Here is a 16,889-nt window from a genome sequence, read left to right as displayed (position 1 = left end):
GGCTACTTGACCGAGCCCAGGGACAGGCCCTGGACCAGCTTGTCCTGCGCCGCGAAGCCGGCCACCAGCACCGGCAGCGACACCACGAAGGCGGCCGCGCACAGCTGGGCCAGGAAGAGGCCCTGGCTGGTCACGAAGCTGGTCAGGAACACCGGCGCGGTCTCGGCCACGGTGGCGGTCAGCACGCGGGCGAAGAGCAGTTCGTTCCAGCTGAAGATGAAGCAGATCAGCGCGGTCGCGGCGATCCCCGGCGCCACCACCGGCGCGATCACCGAACGCAGGGTCCTGGTCAGCCCGGCCCCGTCGACCGAGGCCGCCTCGAGCATCTCGACCGGCACCTCGGACAGGAACGAGCGCATCATCCAGACCGCGATCGGCAGGTTCATGGACGTGTAGAAGATGATCAGCAGCCAGATGTTGTCGAGCAGGTGGGCCTTCTGCGCGAACAGGTAGAGCGGCAGCAGGCCGGCCACGATCGGCAGCATCTTGGTGGACAGGAAGAAGAACAGTACGTCCGTCCACTTCCGGACCGGTTTGATCGACAGGGCGTACGCGGCCGGGATGGACAGCAGCAGCACCAGCGCGGTCGAGATGACGCTCGACGTGAGCGAGTTGAGCAGCGGCGGCCAGGGCGAGGCGCCGCCGGAGAAGAACTCGCGGTACCCGCTCAGGGTCAGCGGCGCGAGGACGGCGGGCGGGTTCTTGGCCGCGTTGGCCTCGCTGTGGAACGAGGTCAGCACCATCCAGACCACCGGCAGTACGAAGAGGATGCCGATGACCCAGGCGAGCAGGCTGAGCCACGGGCCGCCGCGTTCCCGGCGCTTCTTGACCGGCTCGCCGCGCTCGTCGCGGGTGGCGGGCACCGGAGCGGTGTCGGTGACGCTGCTCATCGGCCGGCCTCCTGCTTGAACAGCGACGAGACGGTACGCAGCGCGAACGTCGCGATGATGATGGTGCCGATCACCACGATCACGGCGGCCGCGGAGGCCCGTCCGTAGTCGTGGGCCTGGTAGAAGATCTGGTAGATCGTGTACGGCAGGTTGGCCGTGCCGAGGCCGCCGGACGTGATCGTGAAGACCGCGTCGAAGTTCTGCACGATGTAGATCGAGCCGAGCAGCGCGCCGAGCTCCAGATATTGCCGCAGGTGGGGCAGCGTCATGCTGCGGAAGATCTGCCAGCTGTTGGCCCCGTCGATGCGGGCCGCCTCGATCACGTCGAGCGGGCGTCCCTGCAGCCCGGCCAGCAGGATCAGCATCATGAACGGCGTCCACTGCCAGACCAGGGCGAAGATGACCGCCCACAGCGGCATGTTGCTGATCCAGTCCGGCTGCGGCGGGTGGTGCGAGCCGAAGAGCCGCCAGATCCCGGTCAGGGCGCCGTTGAACAGGCCGTACTCGGGGTTGTAGAGCGCGTGTTTCCAGATCAGCGCGGCCGCGACCGGCACCACCAGGAACGGCGCGATCATCATGGTGCGCACCGCGCCCCGGCCGCGGAACTTGCGGTCGAGCAGCAGCGCGATGCCCAGCCCGAGCAGCACGCTGATCAGGACGACGCCGGCGGTGAGCAGGATCGTGGTCCAGACCGCGTCCCGCATGTTGACGTCGGTGAACACCCGCTTGAAGTTGTCGACGCCGGCGAAGCCGCGCTGGTTGGGGTAGTAGGCGTTCCAGTTCATGAACGAGATGACCAGCGTCGCCACGAACGGCAGCTGAGTGACGATGATCATGAAGATCAGCGCGGGCAGCAGCGGCGCCCGGCGGGCCCAGGCCGACACCTTTCGGGCCGGGCCGGGCTTCTCCCGGCCGCCGGCGAGTTGCTGATCGGACTGCTCGGCCACGGAAGTCATGACGATCCCCTCTAGCCGTTGGCGCCGGATTGGTAACGCTCGGACACGTCCCGGGCCAGCCGCTGGCCTCGCTTCAGCGCGTCGTCGACCGACATCTGCCCGGCGATGGCCGAGCTGACGTACTGCGAGACCTGGGTGCCGAGATCCGTGAACTCGGGGATGTCGACGAACTGGATGCCGATCGCCGGGCGCGGCTGGGTGCCCGGGTTACGCGGGTCGGCCGCCGAGATGGCGGCCTCGGTCGGCGCCGCGAACGCCTTGGCCTGGGCGATGTAGTCCGGGTTCCGGTACGTCGAGGCCCGCTTGCCGGCCGGTACGCTCGACCAGCCGACCTGCCGGCCGACCAGGTTCTCGTAGTCCTTGCCCGAAGCCCAGGAGATGAACTTCCAGGCGTTCTCCTTCTTCTTGCTGGCCTGCTGGATGCTCCACGACCAGGCGTACAGCCAGCCCGAGCTCGGCGTCCGGACGACCGGGGCCGGCGCGTACCCGATCTTGCCCTTGACCGGGGAATCGGCCGCCTCGAGCGATCCGGCGGCGCTGGTCGCGTCGTACCACATCGCGACGTTGCCCTGGACCATGTCGTTGAGGCACTCGGTGAAGCCGGCCTGCGGGGCGCCGGCCTCGCCGTGCGCGCGCACCAGGTTCACGTAGAACTGGGTGGCCGCCTTGAAGCCGGGGGCGGTGAGCTGAGGCGACCAGTTCTTGTCGAACCAGGTGCCGCCGAAGGTGTTGACGACCGTGGTCAGCGGGGCGAAGACCTGGCCCCAGCCGGGCTGGCCGCGCAGGCAGATGCCGCGCATGCCGGGCTGCTTGTTGTCGACCCGGGCGGCGATGTCGGCGACCTGCTGCCAGGTCGGCTTCGCCGGCATCGTGACGCCGGCCGCGTCGAGCACGTCCTTGCGGTACATCAGGAAGGACGACTCACCGTAGAACGGTTCACCGTAGAGCTTGCCGTCGTCGGCGGTCAGCGACAGCGTCATCGGCTTGAGGATGTCGCCCTGGTCGAACTGGGTGTCCGCCTTGACGTAGTCGTCCAGCGGGGCGATCCACTTGGACTTGGCGTAGATCGGGATCTCGAAGTTGCTCAGCGAGGCGACGTCGTACTGGCCGGCCTGGCTGGAGAACTCCTGGCTGATCTTGTCGCGGACGTCGTTCTCCGGCAGCACGGTGTAGTTGACGCTGATGCCGGTCTGCTTGGTGAAGTTGGCCGCGGTCAGCTTCTGCAGGTCGATCATCTGCGGGTTGTTGACCATCAGCACGTTGATGCTGTCGGCTCCGCCGCCGCCCGCTCCCCCGCCCCAACCGGCACATCCTCCGGCGGCGGCCAGCGTCAGAACCGCCGCGACGGCCAAAGATGCCCGGATCTGCGCGCGTGACATGGGGCCTCCCCTTGCCACCGACTGTGACGCCGGTAACACGTTGGACCCCAGTACATGCCTTGAGATCGATAGGTGTCAACCGACCCGGGCCGAGTTGCCCAGCACCTCCACCACGTCGCCCGGGTGCAGCTGCCGGCCCCGGCGGGTGTCGACCTCGCCGTTGACCGTCACGTCACCCGAGGTGATCAGGACCTTCCCCTCGCCCCCGGTGTCGATGAGGTCGGCCAGCTTCAGGAACTGTCCGAGTCTGATCATGTCGCCATCAATCGGCACGTCACGCATCGGAGCATCATCGCGCACGCCGGACAAACTTTCTCGACCGGCTTTGAACCATTCCCGCGCCTCATCCGAACTACCCCCCGTGAGGGAACTCGTGCTGGCCCGCCGAGCGGGCGTCCTGGCCGTAGCCGCCGTCGCAGGCGCGCTCGTCGCCACGCCGGCCCTGGCCGACGTGGCGGTGACACCCACGTCCGCCGTGCAGGGCGACGCCGTCGATGTGAACTTCAAGGTGACCAACACCGGCGACAAGCCGCTCGGCACCGTGACGGTGACGCTGCCGGCCGACGCGCCGGTCGCGGAGGCCTACCCGCTGTCGAACGACGACTGGGCGCCGAAGATCACGACGAAGAAGCTGACCCACGCGCTTCCGTCGATGATGACCGACATCCCGGTCGACCAGGCGACCTCGGCGATCACCTGGATCGCGATGCCCGGGCTCGCGCTGGCACCGGGCCGGACGGCCGACCTGAAGGTCTCGCTCGGGCCGATGCCCACGCTGAGCTCGTACAAGTTCACGGTGACCACGAAGTACAGCGACGGCACGGCCGGCCCGGCGATGACGCCGGGCATGTTGACGCTCAGCCCGGCCACCGCACAGCAGCAGGCGGTGATCGACCAGGCGCACGCCGGCATGGCCATGGGCGGCCAGGACGCGACCAGCGCCGGCGATCCGAACGCGGACGAGAACGCCCAGTTCGCCAAGGTCGTCGCGGACGCCACGCGCGGTCCGTCGGTGCTGTCGATCGTCGGCTGGATCGTGGCCGGCGCGGCCCTGCTCGGTGGCGTCTGGCTGATGTTCCGCAGCCGGCACCGCGCCGAGGAGGACGACGAGCCCTCGGACGAGGAGGACGTCACCCCCGCGGCGCCGTCGCCCACCGCGTCGGCGGACGAGGCGGATCAGGATGTTGAGGCCAGGGAGCCGGTTGCGGCCGGCAAGTGGAGCCTCAAAGAGGAGTAGGACCCGGTTCCCGCGCCTGGTGGACGCGGGCGGGTGTCGTGTCGGCGCGCGTGGGGCGCGGCGCACGACCGGCGGATGGGGTCACTGGGCATGACCCATGATCCGCGCGAGGGGTGGGAGGAAGTTCGGGCCTCCCACCCCTACAGACTTTTCAGGGCCTCGACGATTTCCTTCTCCACGCGTTCCGACTGGTCGTGAGGCACCTGGCAGGTGCCGGCCGCGACGTGGCCGCCCCCGCCGTAGCGCAGCATGACCTCGCCGATGTCGACCGGAGACGTGCGGTCGAGGATCGACTTGCCACAGGCGAAGACCGTGTTCAGCTTCTGGCGGCCCCAGATGACGTGCACCGAGACCCGGGCCTGCGGGAACAGCGCGTAGACCATGAACCGGTTCCCGGCGTGGATGACCTCCTCGTCGCGCAGGTCGACCACGACCACGTCGCCGTCGGTGTGGCTGACCCGCTTGAGCTGTTCGACGAACAGGTCGTGCTGCTCGCGGAACAGGTCGGCGCGCTCCTTGACGTCGGGCAGGGCGAGGATCCCGCCGACCTCGTCGTGCTCGATGCAGGCGTCGATCAGCTGCATCATCAGCTGGTAGTTGGAGATGCGGAACTCCCGGAACCGGCCCAGCCCGGTGCGGCTGTCCATCAGGAAGTTCATCAGGGTCCAGCCCTGCGGGTTAAGGATGTCGTCGAGGGCGTAGGCGGCCGAGTCGGCCTGGTCGACCGCCCGCATCAGCTCGTCGGAGACCTTGGGGAAGCGCTCCCGGCCCCCGAAGTACTCGTAGATCACCCGGGCCGCCGAGGGCGCGTCCGGGTCGATGACGTGGTTCTCGAGGTTGCCCTCGTTGCGCAGCGTCTCCGAGTGGTGGTGGTCGAAGACCATGTACGCGCCCGGCGCGTACGGGAGGTTGGTGAGGATGTCGTTCTCGGTGACCTCGACCTCGCCGTCCTGCACGTCCTTGGGGTGCACGAACTTGATCTCGTCGATCATGTCCAGGTGCCGCAGCAGAACCGCGCAGACCAGGCCGTCGAAGTCGCTGCGGGTCACGAGCCGGTACTTCACGACGTCCCCCTGCTGTTTTCGGACCAGACCATTAGGTACCAGTTTGCCACTTTTATCGCTATGGCCCTGGTCGCATCGGGGATTGATGTGAACCGCCACACGACCCCGCTGCGTAAGGTTTCCACGGACGGTCACAACGGTCGGAGGACTGGAAACACGATGGATACAGAGCCCACGGGGATTGGCCCACAGCTCATCCAGGAGCGCAGCGCCCCACCCGCCACACTGGTGATCTTCGGCGCCTCGGGCGACCTGACCCGGCGCAAGCTGCTGCCGGCTGTCGAGAGCCTGGCCCGGCACAACCGGCTTCCCGAACAGTTCGCGCTGGTCGGCGTCGCCCGCACGCCGATGGCCGACGACCAGTTCGCGGACAGCGCCCTCGGCGGGCGCAGCCTGGCCGACAAGCGCCAGCTCATGGGCGGCATCCGGTACGTCTCCGGCGGCTACGACGACCCCGAGACGTACAAGCGCCTCAGTGAGACGCTCGACGAACTCGACGCGCACCGCGGGACGGCCGGCAACCGGCTGTTCTACCTGTCGACCCCGGCCGAAGCCTTCGAACCGGTGATCAACGGGCTGGCCGGGGCCGGGCTCAACCACGCCCGCGAAGGCTCGTTCTCCCGCCTGGTCATCGAGAAGCCGTACGGTCGCGACCTGCCCAGCGCGCGCGAACTCGACGGCATCGTGCACGCGGCGTTCGACGAGCCGCACGTCTTCCGCATCGACCACTACCTGGGCAAGGACACGGTTCAGAACGTTCTGGCCCTGCGCTTCGCCAACTCGATCTTCCAGCCGATCTGGGACCGCTCCTGGGTCGACCACGTGCAGATCACGGTCGCCGAAACCCTCGGCGTCGGCACCCGGGGCGGCTTCTACGAGCACGCCGGGGCGATGCGCGACATCGTGCAGAACCACGTGCTCCAGGTGCTGGCGCTGTCGCTCATGGAACCGCCGGCCTCGTTCGACGCCGAAGGCCTGCGTAACGAGAAGGTGAAGCTGCTGCAGGCGGTACGGCTGCCCACCAACCGCGACGTGGCCGACCTGGCCGTCCGGGGCCAGTACACGCGCGGCGGCACCCGCGAGGAGCTCATGGCGGGCTACCGCGAGGAGGTGGGCGTCGACCCGCTGTCGCGCACCGAGACGTACGCGGCGATGCGGCTGAACGTCGACAACTGGCGCTGGGCGGGTGTGCCGTTCTACGTGCGTACGGGAAAGAGGTTGCCGGCCCGGGTGACCGAGGTCGCCCTGCAGTTCCAGCGGCCGCCGCACCTGCCGATCCCGGCCAGCCAGCTCACCGACCTCGAGGCCGACGCGCTGGTTCTGCGGATCCAGCCGAACGAGGGCATCTCGCTGCGCTTCGGCGCGAAGGTGCCGGGTCACTCTTTCCGGGTACGGACGGCGAGCATGGACTTCTCGTACGAGAACACGTTCGCCGAGGAGTCCCCGGAAGCCTACGAGCGCCTCCTGCTGGACGCCCTCCTGGGCGACCCCACCCTGTTCATCCGCACCGACGAGGTCGAGCAGTGCTGGCGCATCGTCGACCCGATCATCGACTGCTGGGCCAACGACCAGTCCCCGATCCCCACCTACGAGGCCGCCTCCTGGGGCCCGACCGACGCCGACCGCTTGATCGGCCGCTCGGGGCGACGGTGGCGGAACAGCCTCTGATCGGCTTTATTGGAAAGGGCGGGACGCCCGCCCTTTCCAAGCCACCGCCCGCCGCGCTGGTAAATTGCGTCAAACCGACTCCGTTGCATTTCGATATCGCCTGCAGCGTGCTGGCGAAGTGCAGCGCGATTTCGCCGGTCGAGCCGGGCGCTTTCCGCCAAGCGCTGCGCACGCCAGAATGGCAATTCAATTCCACCCGCGGCGAATGGCCAAACCCCGGAACCGGCCGCCGCCAATCACGCCAGGGCAGTATCGCAGCCGCTGCGCCAGGCGAGGACGACACCGCCGCCTCCGGAACAGCCGTACTGCCGACCCCTGGGCACCGCCTTACCGCCATGCCCACCGCGGTCATGCCGCGTCGGGCGAAGGCCGGCGGCTAACCGTCCGAAGTCGCAACACCGCTCAGGCCGGGCGCCCGGAACTGGCCCGCTCCCCCAGCCACGACGGGCAGCCGACAACCCGGCACCCACAGGCGCCCACCGTTACGGCTGAACAGACAGCACAGCAGGCCTGCCGCCGGTGCGGCGTGAGCCGGTGCAGTTCCAGCTCGCGTTAGCCGCCGTCTTCGATGGCTGCTCGCGCGACCGCTGCGCACGGCTGTGCCCGACCCACTCGGACCGTCGGCCGCACTACCTGACGGCCTAAGTGCTCCAGGCCGTACGCCGCCTATTCGAGGCGGGCGCGCCCAACCAAGGCGGACGACCCGCGGCCTCAAGCGCAACCCTTGACGACCGAAGCGGCCCTGCCGCCACGCCGCAGGTCATGTTTGGCGGCCCCAGGCACCTGAGAAACAACAGTCGACACCTCGAAGCGAACGAGTCGCAGTGCCCACTCCATGGCCAGCGGCCCGAAGCAGTCATGCAACCATCCTCGACAGGTCGGACAAACCGGCTGCCGAGCCGCTGTCGGCGCCGGGCCACTTCGTATCGGTGGTCGGGTCGCTTCTTCTTAGACCGCTCGCGGCGGACGGGCCACGATCGGCGGCTTGAGGCAGTCATTCCGCCCAACCGGCCTGCTGGCCAACGGTCCGAGGAAGCCGCACCGCCCTGCCGACTGAGTTGCACCGGGTGCGACGCCCCAGGCCGCCGCCGGGGCGGGCCTTGGCGGCTTGTCACAGGACCGGCTCGTGCGGTCGCCGCCTCGAGTAGCTGCTCGCCCAATCGCTCGGACACCTGATCGCCGCACCGCTCCCACCGCTCGGGTAACCGCTCGCCTGGCTGCTCACCCGGTGGGTCGGGGTGGTCGCGCTCCCGGGCCAGGCGGCGCGGCGCGGCCGGGCTGCGGACAAGAGGCTGGGCTCTAGCCTCAAGCTGGGCACTGACCTCAAGCTCGGCACTGACCTCAAGCTCGGCACTGACCTCAAGCTCGGCACTGACCTCAAGCCGAGCATGGATCTCCAGCTCGACACCGACCTCCACCCCGGCGCTGACCTCCATTCCTGCGCTGACTTCCAGCTGAGGGCTGACCTCGGGCTGAGTTGTGCTTGCTTCGAGTTGGGGCTGGGCCATCGCCGCGGCAGCTGGAGGCTCGGAGGGACCGGTCGCGCTCTGGGGACACGGATCGGCCGGTTCGTTGTCCTGGGGATCTGAGATCGGGAGATCGGGTGCGGCTGGCAGCGCCGACATTTCGGGAGCCGGTGGTTCGCAGGTCGGTGACGGGTCGGAGGCTTGGCTGGGCGCGGCTGCCGTCGGTCGGGGGTCGGCGGCGGCCTGGAGGCGGCGGCGTTTCTCGGCGTAGCGGCGTTCGAGGCCCCAGGCGCGGTGGCGCTCATGCGTGCTGCGGAATTCGTCTCGGTCGGGCGAATAATTGCGTGACGCGGTGCGGTCCCGCATTGGGGCCAATTGCGCTGTGGTGAATAGCTGTAGCTGCCGCACGAGATAATTCTTTCGCAGGATCTAGCGGCTTCATCAGCATTCGATCATGCCAAATTCGGCAATCTATCCTTGGGCGGCCAAGCGGCCAAGCGGCCAAGCGGCATAAAGGCTAGGCGCGTGGAATTCAGCGGCCTCGGCCACTGAGCGCGGGGTGAAGGAGGCAACCGTGACGGGGGCGAGAGCTAGCCAGGGGGCCCTTAGAAGGGCGGAGGCTGGGCGCGGGCCGCACTGGGTGGGTCAGGGGCGGGTGGTCAGGACCTGGAGGGCTCGCGCCGCGTGCTCGTTCATGTTGAGCTCGGCGTGGATGACGTCCAGGATGTGGCGGTTCGTGTCGATCACATAGGTGAGGCGCTTCAGGCTCAGGGCGGCCGGGGCCAGCTTTCGCTTGATGCCGAAGCGGATTCCTACCTGGTTGCCCGGGTCGCTGAGCAAAAGGTAGTCGAGGCCGTTGGCCTCGGCGAACTGTTTCTGCTTCTGGGGGGTGTCTCCGCTGATGCCTACCCGCTGGGCGCCCGCCTCGCGGAACTCCGCAGCCAGGTCGCGGAAGTTGCAGGCCTCCATCGTGCAGCCCCGGGTCATCGCCGCCGGGTAGAAGAAGAGCGCTATCGGGCCGTCGGCCAGCATCGTGGTCAGGCGGCGGGGGGTGCCGTCCTGGTCGAGGAGTTCGAAGTCGTCGACTACGTCGCCGCTGCCGTAGGCCATGTGATCAAGTTACTGCCGGGTTGGTGGATTCGGCCAGTGGGGCGGGTCTCCCATAGGCTAGTCATCTCCACCGATCTACCCCCCGAAAGAGCGACACCGCCATGCAGGTTTCGGTTGCACACCACCCGCCGAACACGGCCGTGCTGGTGCTGCGCGGATCCCTCGACATCGACACCGCCGCCTCGTTGAAAGCGAACCTCAGCCGGCTGGTCGAGAGGGCCGCGCCGCGCGTCGTGGTCGACGTCTCCGGGCTCGACTTCTGCGACTCCATGGGGGTGGGTGTGCTGGTCACCGCGCACGGCCGGGCCATGGACCGGGGCGGGTGGGTGCGCCTGGCCGCGCCGTCCGGGTTTCTGCGCCGGCTCTTCGAGACGCTCGGGCTCACCGACTATCTTGCGCTTTTCCCCGACGTCGAAACCGCACTCCAGGACTGAATTCCGGGTGCCCGGCGAGCGCGGGACGGCTCCGGGCGTACGCGGGGAGCGCGCGCCGAACGGCGGGACCGCGACCCGCCGTACGAAAAAAGGGTTGAAAGTCAGCGGTCCTGGATCTCTTCCAGCGCGGCCACCGCGGCGCCTCGGGCGCCGGCCATGTCGAGGTCGGCCACCACCGCGAAGGTTGCCACCTCGCGCTGTTCGCGGCGCAGGCCGGTGTTTTCCTTGACCGTGTTGAGGAACCACTGCCGGAACGTCGGCTGGGCCTCCACCACGCCGCCGCCCAGGAAGTATGCCTCCGGGTCGGTGAAGTTGGCGGCGATGGTGAACAGCTTGCCGATCGCCTTCGCCTGCTGCTCGAACACGGCCAGGGCCAGCGGGTCCTTCTGCTCGCCGTACCCGCGCAGCAGCTTGGCCGCCCGGCCGATCGGCTCGGCCGCCAGCGGGTGGTCGGGGAACCTCTTCAACCAGTACGGCAACAGGTTGTTCTTGATGCCGGTCAGCGAGGCCACGCTCTCGACGTCGCCGCCGAAACCGCAGTTGCACATCGGGAGCGGCTGGTCCGGTTCGAGCACGTCGTGCAGCGGGATCTGCACGTGCCCGAGTTCGCCCGCCATGCCGGCCGCGCCGCTGACCACCTTGCCGGTGACGACCACGCCGCCGCCCATGCCGGTGCCGACGATCGCCGAGATCGACGAGGTGCTCATCGCGGCGTCGCCGAAGTGGCGGTGATGCGCGTAGAGCGCGGCCGCGTTGGCGTCGTTCTGGTAGAGCACCGGCAGGCCGATGCGCCGCTCCAGCGCGCCCCGGATGTCGAAGCCGTGCCAGGCGGCCTGGCTGAAGTTGGTCGATCCCTTGGACGAGATCACCCCGGTCGCGCTGGCCGGGCCGGGCGTGTCCAGGCCGACCGCGCGCACCAGCGTCAGCGGGGTCCTGGTCAGCGTCAGGATGTTGTCGAACGCCTCGGCCAGTGCCTCGACCGCCGCCTGGGGTCCCTCGGTCACCAGGCTCGGGTTTTCCACCAGGTGATCGACGAGGAAACGGCCTGTCGCGTCCAGCACGGTCGCGTTGTTGCAGGTGCCGCCGTTGTCGAGCCCTACGACGACCCAGGACGCGGGGGTGCGTACCTTCTCTGCCTGATCCACACCGGTGAGCGTACGTCCGACGCCCCCGGGTGCGCGACGATTGCAGCTCCGTTAGCCACGGTTGCAGCCGTGACTCGGTGGCGGGAACCCGTCGAACGGATGGGCATGACGAGTCGACGAACGCTCATCGGCGGCGCCCTTCTCGACGGGTCCGCGAAGGCCGCCGTGAAAATCGACGCCGACCCCGTCGCCCACCTGCTGCGCCGGGCCACCTACGGCCCGACGCCGGCGGCGCTGGCCGAGGCGAAGAAGTTCGGCGTCGCCGGGTGGCTCGACCGCCAGCTCGACCCGGCCCGGATCGACGACACCGCGTGCGACCGGCTGCTGGCCCGGCTGCCGCTGGCCGGCGCCTCGATCGCCAAGGTCCGCGCCTCGCTGCCGTTGCACTCGTACGCCGCGTTCGGTCAGCTCGGGCGGGCCGCGATCGCCCGCGCGGTGTGGAGCAACCGGCAGCTGTTCGAGACGACCGCGATGTTCTGGGCCAACCACCTGCACATCTCGGCGCCGTCGAGCGGCGTCTGGGACAGCCGGTGCGACTACGAGACCCAGGTGATCCGCAAGTACGCCTTCGGGAAGTTTTCAGAAATGCTGAAGGCGTCGGCCAGGCACCCGGCGATGCTGACCTACCTGGACAACCGGTCGTCGACCAGGGCGCACCCGAACGAGAACTACGCCCGCGAGCTGATGGAGCTGCACACGGTCGGCCTGATCTACTCCGAGGCCGACGTCGCCGCGGCGGCCCGGCTGCTGGTCGGACTGGGCACCGAAGGACTGGGCACCGACACCGCCAGGAAGGACACCGTCAAGATCCTCGGGTTCACCGGCAACGACCCGGACTCGTTCTTCGCGTACCTGACCCACCACCCGGCGACCGCCCAGCGGATCGCCACCAAGCTGTGTGTGCGGTTCGTCGCCGACGACGCCCCGGCCTCGCTGGTCGCCAAGCTGGCCAAGGTGTACCTGGACAACGACACCGCGATCACGCCGGTGCTGCGCGCGCTGTTCACCTCGCCCGAGTTCGCCGCGTCGGCCGGGCAGAAGATGCGTACGCCGCTCGAGGACGTGGCCGCGTCGATCCGCGCGCTCGGTCTCGGGCCCGAACGCGACGGGATCAAGGCGCTGGACGCGCTCTACAACGAGCTGGTCGACGCCGGGAACGCCCCGTACCGGTGGAGCCCGCCCAACGGCTACCCGGACGTGGCCGCCGCCTGGGCGTCGCCGTCGGCCTTCCTGATGAAGTGCAACCTGCACCTCAACCTGGCCGCCGGCTGGTACCCCAGCCAGCTCACCCGTCCCGCCAATCTGCTCAAGTCGCTCGTTCCGGTCCCGCCGGCCACGTTCGGTGCGCTGGTCGACGCGCTCGCCGTACGCCTGACCGGCACCCGGCTGCCGGCGGCGCAGACCGCCGCCGCGCTCAGCGTTGCCGGGAAGCTGCCGACCAGTCCGGTGGACAAGTCGCTGGACGGTGCCGCGCCGTACCTGATCGCGATGGTCCTCAACTCGCCGACCTTCCAGCTGAGGTGATCATGACCGAGAACATCTCCCGTCGCCGGCTGCTGGGCACCTGCGCGGCCATCGGGGCCGGGGTGGCCGCCTCGACGGTGTCGACCCAGCTGGCGTACGCCGCCGACCCGGCCTACGCCGGTGACACACTCGTGCTGCTGTCGCTGCGCGGCGGCTTCGACGGCCTGTCGGCTATCGTGCCGATCGGCGACCCGGACTACTACCGGGCGCGGCCCTCGATCGGGGTGCCGAAGAGCCAGGTCATCGCCGGCGACGGCACGTTCGGGCTGCACCCGGCGCTGGCCCCGCTGCTCGGCCTCTGGAAGGGCGGGCAGCTGGCGGCCGTGCACGCGGTCGGCCAGCCGAACCCGACCCGCTCGCATTTCGCCGCGATGGAGGCGATGGAGAACGCCGCGCCGGGCACCTCGATCCGGAGCGGCTGGCTGGACCGGATGCTCGGCAGCTCGGGTTCGCACGGTCCGCTGGCCGGGGTTTCGCTGGGTCATGCCATGCCGGCCCGGGTGCTGGGCAGCGGCGTCTCGATGGAGTCGATCGACTCCTTCGAGCTGGCGGGCGCTTCGAAGAAGCCGATCGCCGCGGCGTTGCGCGCCATGTACGCCGATGCGCCCCCGCTGCTGGCCGGCCCGGCTCAGGCCGCCGACCGGGCCCTCGCCGCGACGGCCGGGCTGCCCGCCGCCGCGAAGGGGACATATCCGGCAACCGACCTCGGTGCCGCCCTCCGCGACGTCGCCCGGCTGATCAAGGCGAAGGCCGGCCTGGTCACCGCCGCGGTCGACTGCGGCGACTGGGACATGCACGACAGCCTCGGCAACGCGGTCAAAGGTCAGCGGATGTACGACAACCTCACCGACCTTTCGCTCGCGCTGGCCGCGTTCGCCGCCGACCTCGGCGCCACGATGAAGAACGTCACGCTGGTCACGGTCAGCGAATTCGGGCGCCGGGTCGGCGAGAACGCCTCCCACGGCGCCGACCACGGGCACGGCAACGCGATGCTGGTGCTGGGCGGGGGCGTACGCGGCGGCAAGGTCTACACCAAGTGGCCCACCCTCGCCCCGGGTGCCCTTTCCGACGGCGATCTGGCGGCGACCAGCGACTACCGGTCGGTGATCGGGGAGATCCTGCAGAAGCGGTGCGGTCTCGGCTCGCTGTCCGGCGTGTTCCCGTCCGTCAGCCCGTCGTCCTTCGGGCTGGTGACGGCCCGTTGATGTGGAGGAAATGCCCGTAGTCTGAGGGCCGATGGAACCAGCCAACGGGCACGTCGTGCTCGACAGCGGCGCCGACGGCGGCTTCACCTCGCTGCGGCGCCAGGCCCGCCCGCGCAAACAGCGTTACGAGATCGGCCGTTCCCTGCGCGAACGCTCGCACCGCACCGACATGGCGTTCTGGAACCCGCCGGACGGCCGGCCCGACCCGGTCGAACAGGTCATCGACCAGAACGTGGGCCGCCAGCCCTGGCTGATCCCGATCCGGATCGGCCGCATGATCTCCTCCCCGTACGCGTTCCTGCGCGGCTCGGCCAACATCATGGCCGACGACTTCGCCCGGCTCCCGGCCACCGGCATCACCCCGGTGATCTGCGGCGACGCCCACCTCGGCAACTTCGGCTTCTACGCCTCGCCGGAGCGCGAACTCGTCTTCGACCTCAACGACTTCGACGAGTCCCACCCCGGTGCCTGGGAATGGGATCTGCGCCGGCTCGCGGTCAGCGTCTACGTGGCCGGCCGGCAGAACGGGTTCCGCGAGGGCGCGTGCGGCGAGGCGGTGCAGCACTGCATCGCCCAGTACCGCGACGCGATGCTCACGCTGGCCGAGCAGCCGCTGCTGGCCCGCTCGTTCGAACGGCTCGACGTCGAACGGCTGCGCTCGGCGGCGACCAAACACAGCTTCCGGGACGAGATCGAACGGGCGGCCCGGCGGGCGCGCCGGCGGACCAGCGACCGCGCGCTCCCCCGTTTCACCGAGCGGCGCGACGGCACCGCCCGCCTGGTCGAGGAGCCGCCGCTGATCACCCGGCCGACCGACGGCGACCGGGACGCGCTCGAAGCGGGCCTGGACGGCTACCTCAACACGCTGCCGCCGCACTGGGCGCGCATCCTGGCCGGCTACCGGATCGTCGACATCGCGCACAAGGTGGTCGGGGTCGGGTCGGTGGGCCTGCGGGCGTACGTGGCGCTGTGCGAGGGCAGCAGCACCGACGACGTGGTGTTCCTGCAGCTCAAGCAGGCCCGCCGGTCGGTCATCGCGCGGCACCAGCACGGCGACCGGGCCTGGCACCGGCACCAGGGGCAGCGCGTAGTGGAATATCAGCAGGCGTTGCAGACGGTCAGCGACCCGCTGCTCGGCTGGACCACGGTCGGGCAGCACCAGTACTACGTGCGGCAGTTCCGTGACATGAAGGGGGCGATCGTCGTCGAAGGGATCAGCGCGGGTGCGCTCGCCGACTACGCCGGGGTGTGCGGCTACCTGCTGGCCAAGTCGCACGCCCGCACCAGCGGCGCCTCCATGATCGCGGGGTACATCGGGAGCAGCGACAAGCTCGACGACGTGCTCTGCCGGTTCGCCCGGGCGTACGCCGACCAGGTCGAGTCCGACCATGCCCGCCTCGTTGCCGCGGTCGGCCGCGGACTGCTGCCGGCGGAGGCCGCGTGATGATCTCGTTGGAGTCGCCGCCGGTGCTGGACTTCTGGACCGAACGGCACCTGTGCACGCTGACCACCCTGCGCAAGGACGGCTCGCCGCACGTGGTGCCGGTCGGTGCGACGCTCGACGTGCCGGCCGGGCTGGTGCGGGTGATCTCGTCGCGGGGGTCGGCCCACGTGCGGCACGTGGCGGCCGGGCTCGACCGGGTCGCGATCTGCCAGGTCGACGGCGCGCGGTGGATCACCGTCGAGGGGAAGGCCCAGGTCCGTTCCGCGCCCGACGCGGTCGAGGAGGCGGTGCGCCGCTACGCGGCCCGTTACCGGCAGCCCCGGGTCAACCCCGAGCGGGTCGTCATCGAGGTGTCGATAACGAAGGTCCTCGGATCGACCGTCTTCCGATAACGTCGAGCCGTGGAGTTCATGGAGGGCGCGCCGGTCGCGCTGGGCGGGCCGCGGGGCTTCGAAGTGACGCGCACGCTGCCCGGCAAGCAGCGGCGGACGGTCGGGGCGTGGTGCTTCCTCGACGCGTACGGGCCGCACGACCTCGACCGGACGGGTGGCATGCGCGTCGGTCCGCACCCGCACACCGGCCTGCAGACGGTCACCTGGCTCGTCGCCGGCGAGGTGCTGCACCGCGACAGCCTCGGCAACGTGCAGGAGATCCGGCCGGGACAACTCAACCTGATGACCGCGGGGCGTGGCATCTCGCACGCCGAGGTGACGCCCGAAACCCACTCGCGCCTGCTGCACGGCGTACAGCTGTGGGTTGCCCTGCCCCACGCCGACCGTGACATGGCACCGGCCTTCGCCCACCACGCCGATCTTCCGGTGTTCGCCGACGGCGGCCTTGCCGCCACCGTCCTGATCGGAGACGTGGGCGGTGTGGTCTCGCCGGCGGCCTGCCACACCCCCCTGGTCGGGGCGGAGCTCACGCTGCGTGCGAACGCGGCGGCTTCGTTGCCCTTGCGGCCCGATTTCGAGTACGCCGTGCTGGCGCTCGAAGGAGCCCCGGTCGTCGAGGACACCGCCGTGAAGCCGGGCCCACTGCTCTACCTGGGATCGGACCGTACTTCGTTGCGCCTGTCCACCGCCTCGCCGGCCCGGTTGCTGCTGCTCGGCGGGGAACCGTTCGAGGAACGGCTGGTCATGTGGTGGAACTTCGTCGGCCGCGAGCACGACGAGATCGTCCAGATGCGGCTCGACTGGGAGTCGCAGACACCGCGGTTCGGTTCCGTGCCCCACTACGACGGGCCCCGGATGCCGGCGCCGCGGATGCCGCTGACCAGGTTGGTCTCTCGTGGACGGGTACGTTGACGGACTTCCGGTCCGGTTGATCTTGTCGCTGGCTTGACGGGCCGCCGCGCCCGGCGGAGTCTC

General features: G+C 69.6%; 17 protein-coding genes. 10 read left to right on the top strand and 7 right to left on the bottom strand.

The features are described from left to right. Positions 1 to 2 precede the first annotated feature (2 nt). From ACIA5C_RS40055 to ACIA5C_RS40040, 4 genes are all read right to left on the bottom strand, one after another. Positions 3 to 890 carry a carbohydrate ABC transporter permease gene (locus tag ACIA5C_RS40055; RefSeq protein WP_396064792.1) on the bottom strand — a complete coding sequence of 296 codons (888 nt, stop codon included), beginning with the start codon at positions 888 to 890 and terminating at the stop codon, positions 3 to 5. After that, a complete protein-coding gene (locus tag ACIA5C_RS40050; protein ID WP_396064789.1) occupies positions 887 to 1,846 on the bottom strand; it encodes a carbohydrate ABC transporter permease in 960 nt (319 codons plus the stop codon). The genes ACIA5C_RS40055 and ACIA5C_RS40050 overlap by 4 nt, the downstream gene beginning before the upstream one ends. 11 nt (positions 1,847 to 1,857) lie before the next feature. After that, complete coding sequence (locus ACIA5C_RS40045; RefSeq protein ID WP_396064787.1) at positions 1,858 to 3,225, bottom strand: ABC transporter substrate-binding protein; 1,368 nt, start codon at positions 3,223 to 3,225, stop codon at positions 1,858 to 1,860. Positions 3,226 to 3,300: 75 nt separating this feature from the next. Beyond that, positions 3,301 to 3,507 carry an RNA-binding S4 domain-containing protein gene (locus ACIA5C_RS40040; RefSeq protein ID WP_396064785.1) on the bottom strand — a complete coding sequence of 69 codons (207 nt, stop codon included), beginning with the start codon at positions 3,505 to 3,507 and terminating at the stop codon, positions 3,301 to 3,303. 79 nt (positions 3,508 to 3,586) lie between these two features. Between ACIA5C_RS40040 and ACIA5C_RS40035 the strand changes: the two genes are divergently transcribed. After that, entirely contained in the window at positions 3,587 to 4,462 is an 876-nt protein-coding gene (locus tag ACIA5C_RS40035; protein WP_396064783.1) for a DUF1775 domain-containing protein, read from the top strand. Between the two features lie 140 nt (positions 4,463 to 4,602). On the opposite strand, the gene ACIA5C_RS40030 is transcribed toward ACIA5C_RS40035, so the two are convergent. Continuing rightward, positions 4,603 to 5,526 (bottom strand): exopolyphosphatase, encoded by a 924-nt coding sequence (locus ACIA5C_RS40030; RefSeq protein ID WP_396064781.1) that lies wholly within the window; start codon positions 5,524 to 5,526, stop codon positions 4,603 to 4,605. Positions 5,527 to 5,685: 159 nt separating this feature from the next. On the opposite strand from ACIA5C_RS40030, the gene zwf reads away from it, so the two are divergent. From zwf to ACIA5C_RS40015, 3 genes are all read left to right on the top strand, one after another. Beyond that, the gene (zwf, locus tag ACIA5C_RS40025; RefSeq protein ID WP_396064779.1) at positions 5,686 to 7,194 is read left to right on the top strand and encodes a glucose-6-phosphate dehydrogenase; all 1,509 of its coding nucleotides are present in this window, start codon (positions 5,686 to 5,688) and stop codon (positions 7,192 to 7,194) included. Further along, positions 7,176 to 7,574 carry a hypothetical protein gene (locus ACIA5C_RS40020; RefSeq protein ID WP_396064777.1) on the top strand — a complete coding sequence of 133 codons (399 nt, stop codon included), beginning with the start codon at positions 7,176 to 7,178 and terminating at the stop codon, positions 7,572 to 7,574. Before zwf ends, ACIA5C_RS40020 begins: the two co-directional genes overlap by 19 nt. Before the next feature lie 858 nt (positions 7,575 to 8,432). Then, positions 8,433 to 8,783 carry a hypothetical protein gene (locus tag ACIA5C_RS40015; protein WP_396064775.1) on the top strand — a complete coding sequence of 117 codons (351 nt, stop codon included), beginning with the start codon at positions 8,433 to 8,435 and terminating at the stop codon, positions 8,781 to 8,783. 522 nt (positions 8,784 to 9,305) lie between these two features. On the opposite strand, the gene ACIA5C_RS40010 is transcribed toward ACIA5C_RS40015, so the two are convergent. Continuing rightward, a complete protein-coding gene (locus tag ACIA5C_RS40010) occupies positions 9,306 to 9,770 on the bottom strand; it encodes a peroxiredoxin (RefSeq protein ID WP_396064772.1) in 465 nt (154 codons plus the stop codon). A 101-nt stretch (positions 9,771 to 9,871) separates the two neighbouring features. Here ACIA5C_RS40010 and ACIA5C_RS40005 point away from each other — a divergent pair, with 101 nt between their 5' ends. Then, positions 9,872 to 10,204 carry an STAS domain-containing protein gene (locus tag ACIA5C_RS40005; RefSeq protein ID WP_396064769.1) on the top strand — a complete coding sequence of 111 codons (333 nt, stop codon included), beginning with the start codon at positions 9,872 to 9,874 and terminating at the stop codon, positions 10,202 to 10,204. Between the two features lie 101 nt (positions 10,205 to 10,305). On the opposite strand, the gene ACIA5C_RS40000 is transcribed toward ACIA5C_RS40005, so the two are convergent. Then, a complete protein-coding gene (locus tag ACIA5C_RS40000) occupies positions 10,306 to 11,349 on the bottom strand; it encodes an ROK family protein (protein ID WP_396064766.1) in 1,044 nt (347 codons plus the stop codon). Positions 11,350 to 11,454: 105 nt separating this feature from the next. Here ACIA5C_RS40000 and ACIA5C_RS39995 point away from each other — a divergent pair, with 105 nt between their 5' ends. From ACIA5C_RS39995 to ACIA5C_RS39975, 5 genes are read left to right on the top strand one after another with little or no spacing between them, the layout of a single operon-like run. Beyond that, positions 11,455 to 12,873, top strand: a complete 1,419-nt coding sequence (locus ACIA5C_RS39995) for a DUF1800 domain-containing protein (RefSeq protein ID WP_396064763.1) — start codon at positions 11,455 to 11,457, stop codon at positions 12,871 to 12,873. Between the two features lie 2 nt (positions 12,874 to 12,875). Continuing rightward, the gene (locus ACIA5C_RS39990; RefSeq protein ID WP_396064761.1) at positions 12,876 to 14,078 is read left to right on the top strand and encodes a DUF1501 domain-containing protein; all 1,203 of its coding nucleotides are present in this window, start codon (positions 12,876 to 12,878) and stop codon (positions 14,076 to 14,078) included. A gap of 31 nt (positions 14,079 to 14,109) precedes the next feature. Continuing rightward, a complete protein-coding gene (locus tag ACIA5C_RS39985; protein WP_396064759.1) occupies positions 14,110 to 15,522 on the top strand; it encodes a DUF2252 domain-containing protein in 1,413 nt (470 codons plus the stop codon). Continuing rightward, on the top strand, positions 15,522 to 15,914 hold the full coding sequence (locus ACIA5C_RS39980; protein WP_396065260.1) for a pyridoxamine 5'-phosphate oxidase family protein: 393 nt from the start codon (positions 15,522 to 15,524) through the stop codon (positions 15,912 to 15,914). The genes ACIA5C_RS39985 and ACIA5C_RS39980 overlap by 1 nt, the downstream gene beginning before the upstream one ends. An 18-nt stretch (positions 15,915 to 15,932) precedes the next feature. Next, positions 15,933 to 16,826 carry a pirin family protein gene (locus tag ACIA5C_RS39975; RefSeq protein WP_396065258.1) on the top strand — a complete coding sequence of 298 codons (894 nt, stop codon included), beginning with the start codon at positions 15,933 to 15,935 and terminating at the stop codon, positions 16,824 to 16,826. The last annotated feature ends 63 nt before the right edge of the window (positions 16,827 to 16,889 follow it).

This window comes from Actinoplanes sp. NPDC051343, assembly GCF_044455125.1.
GTDB lineage: Bacteria > Actinomycetota > Actinomycetes > Mycobacteriales > Micromonosporaceae > Actinoplanes.
Note: the sequence above shows the minus strand (reverse complement) of the source record. Positions and strands in the feature narration are given on the sequence as shown.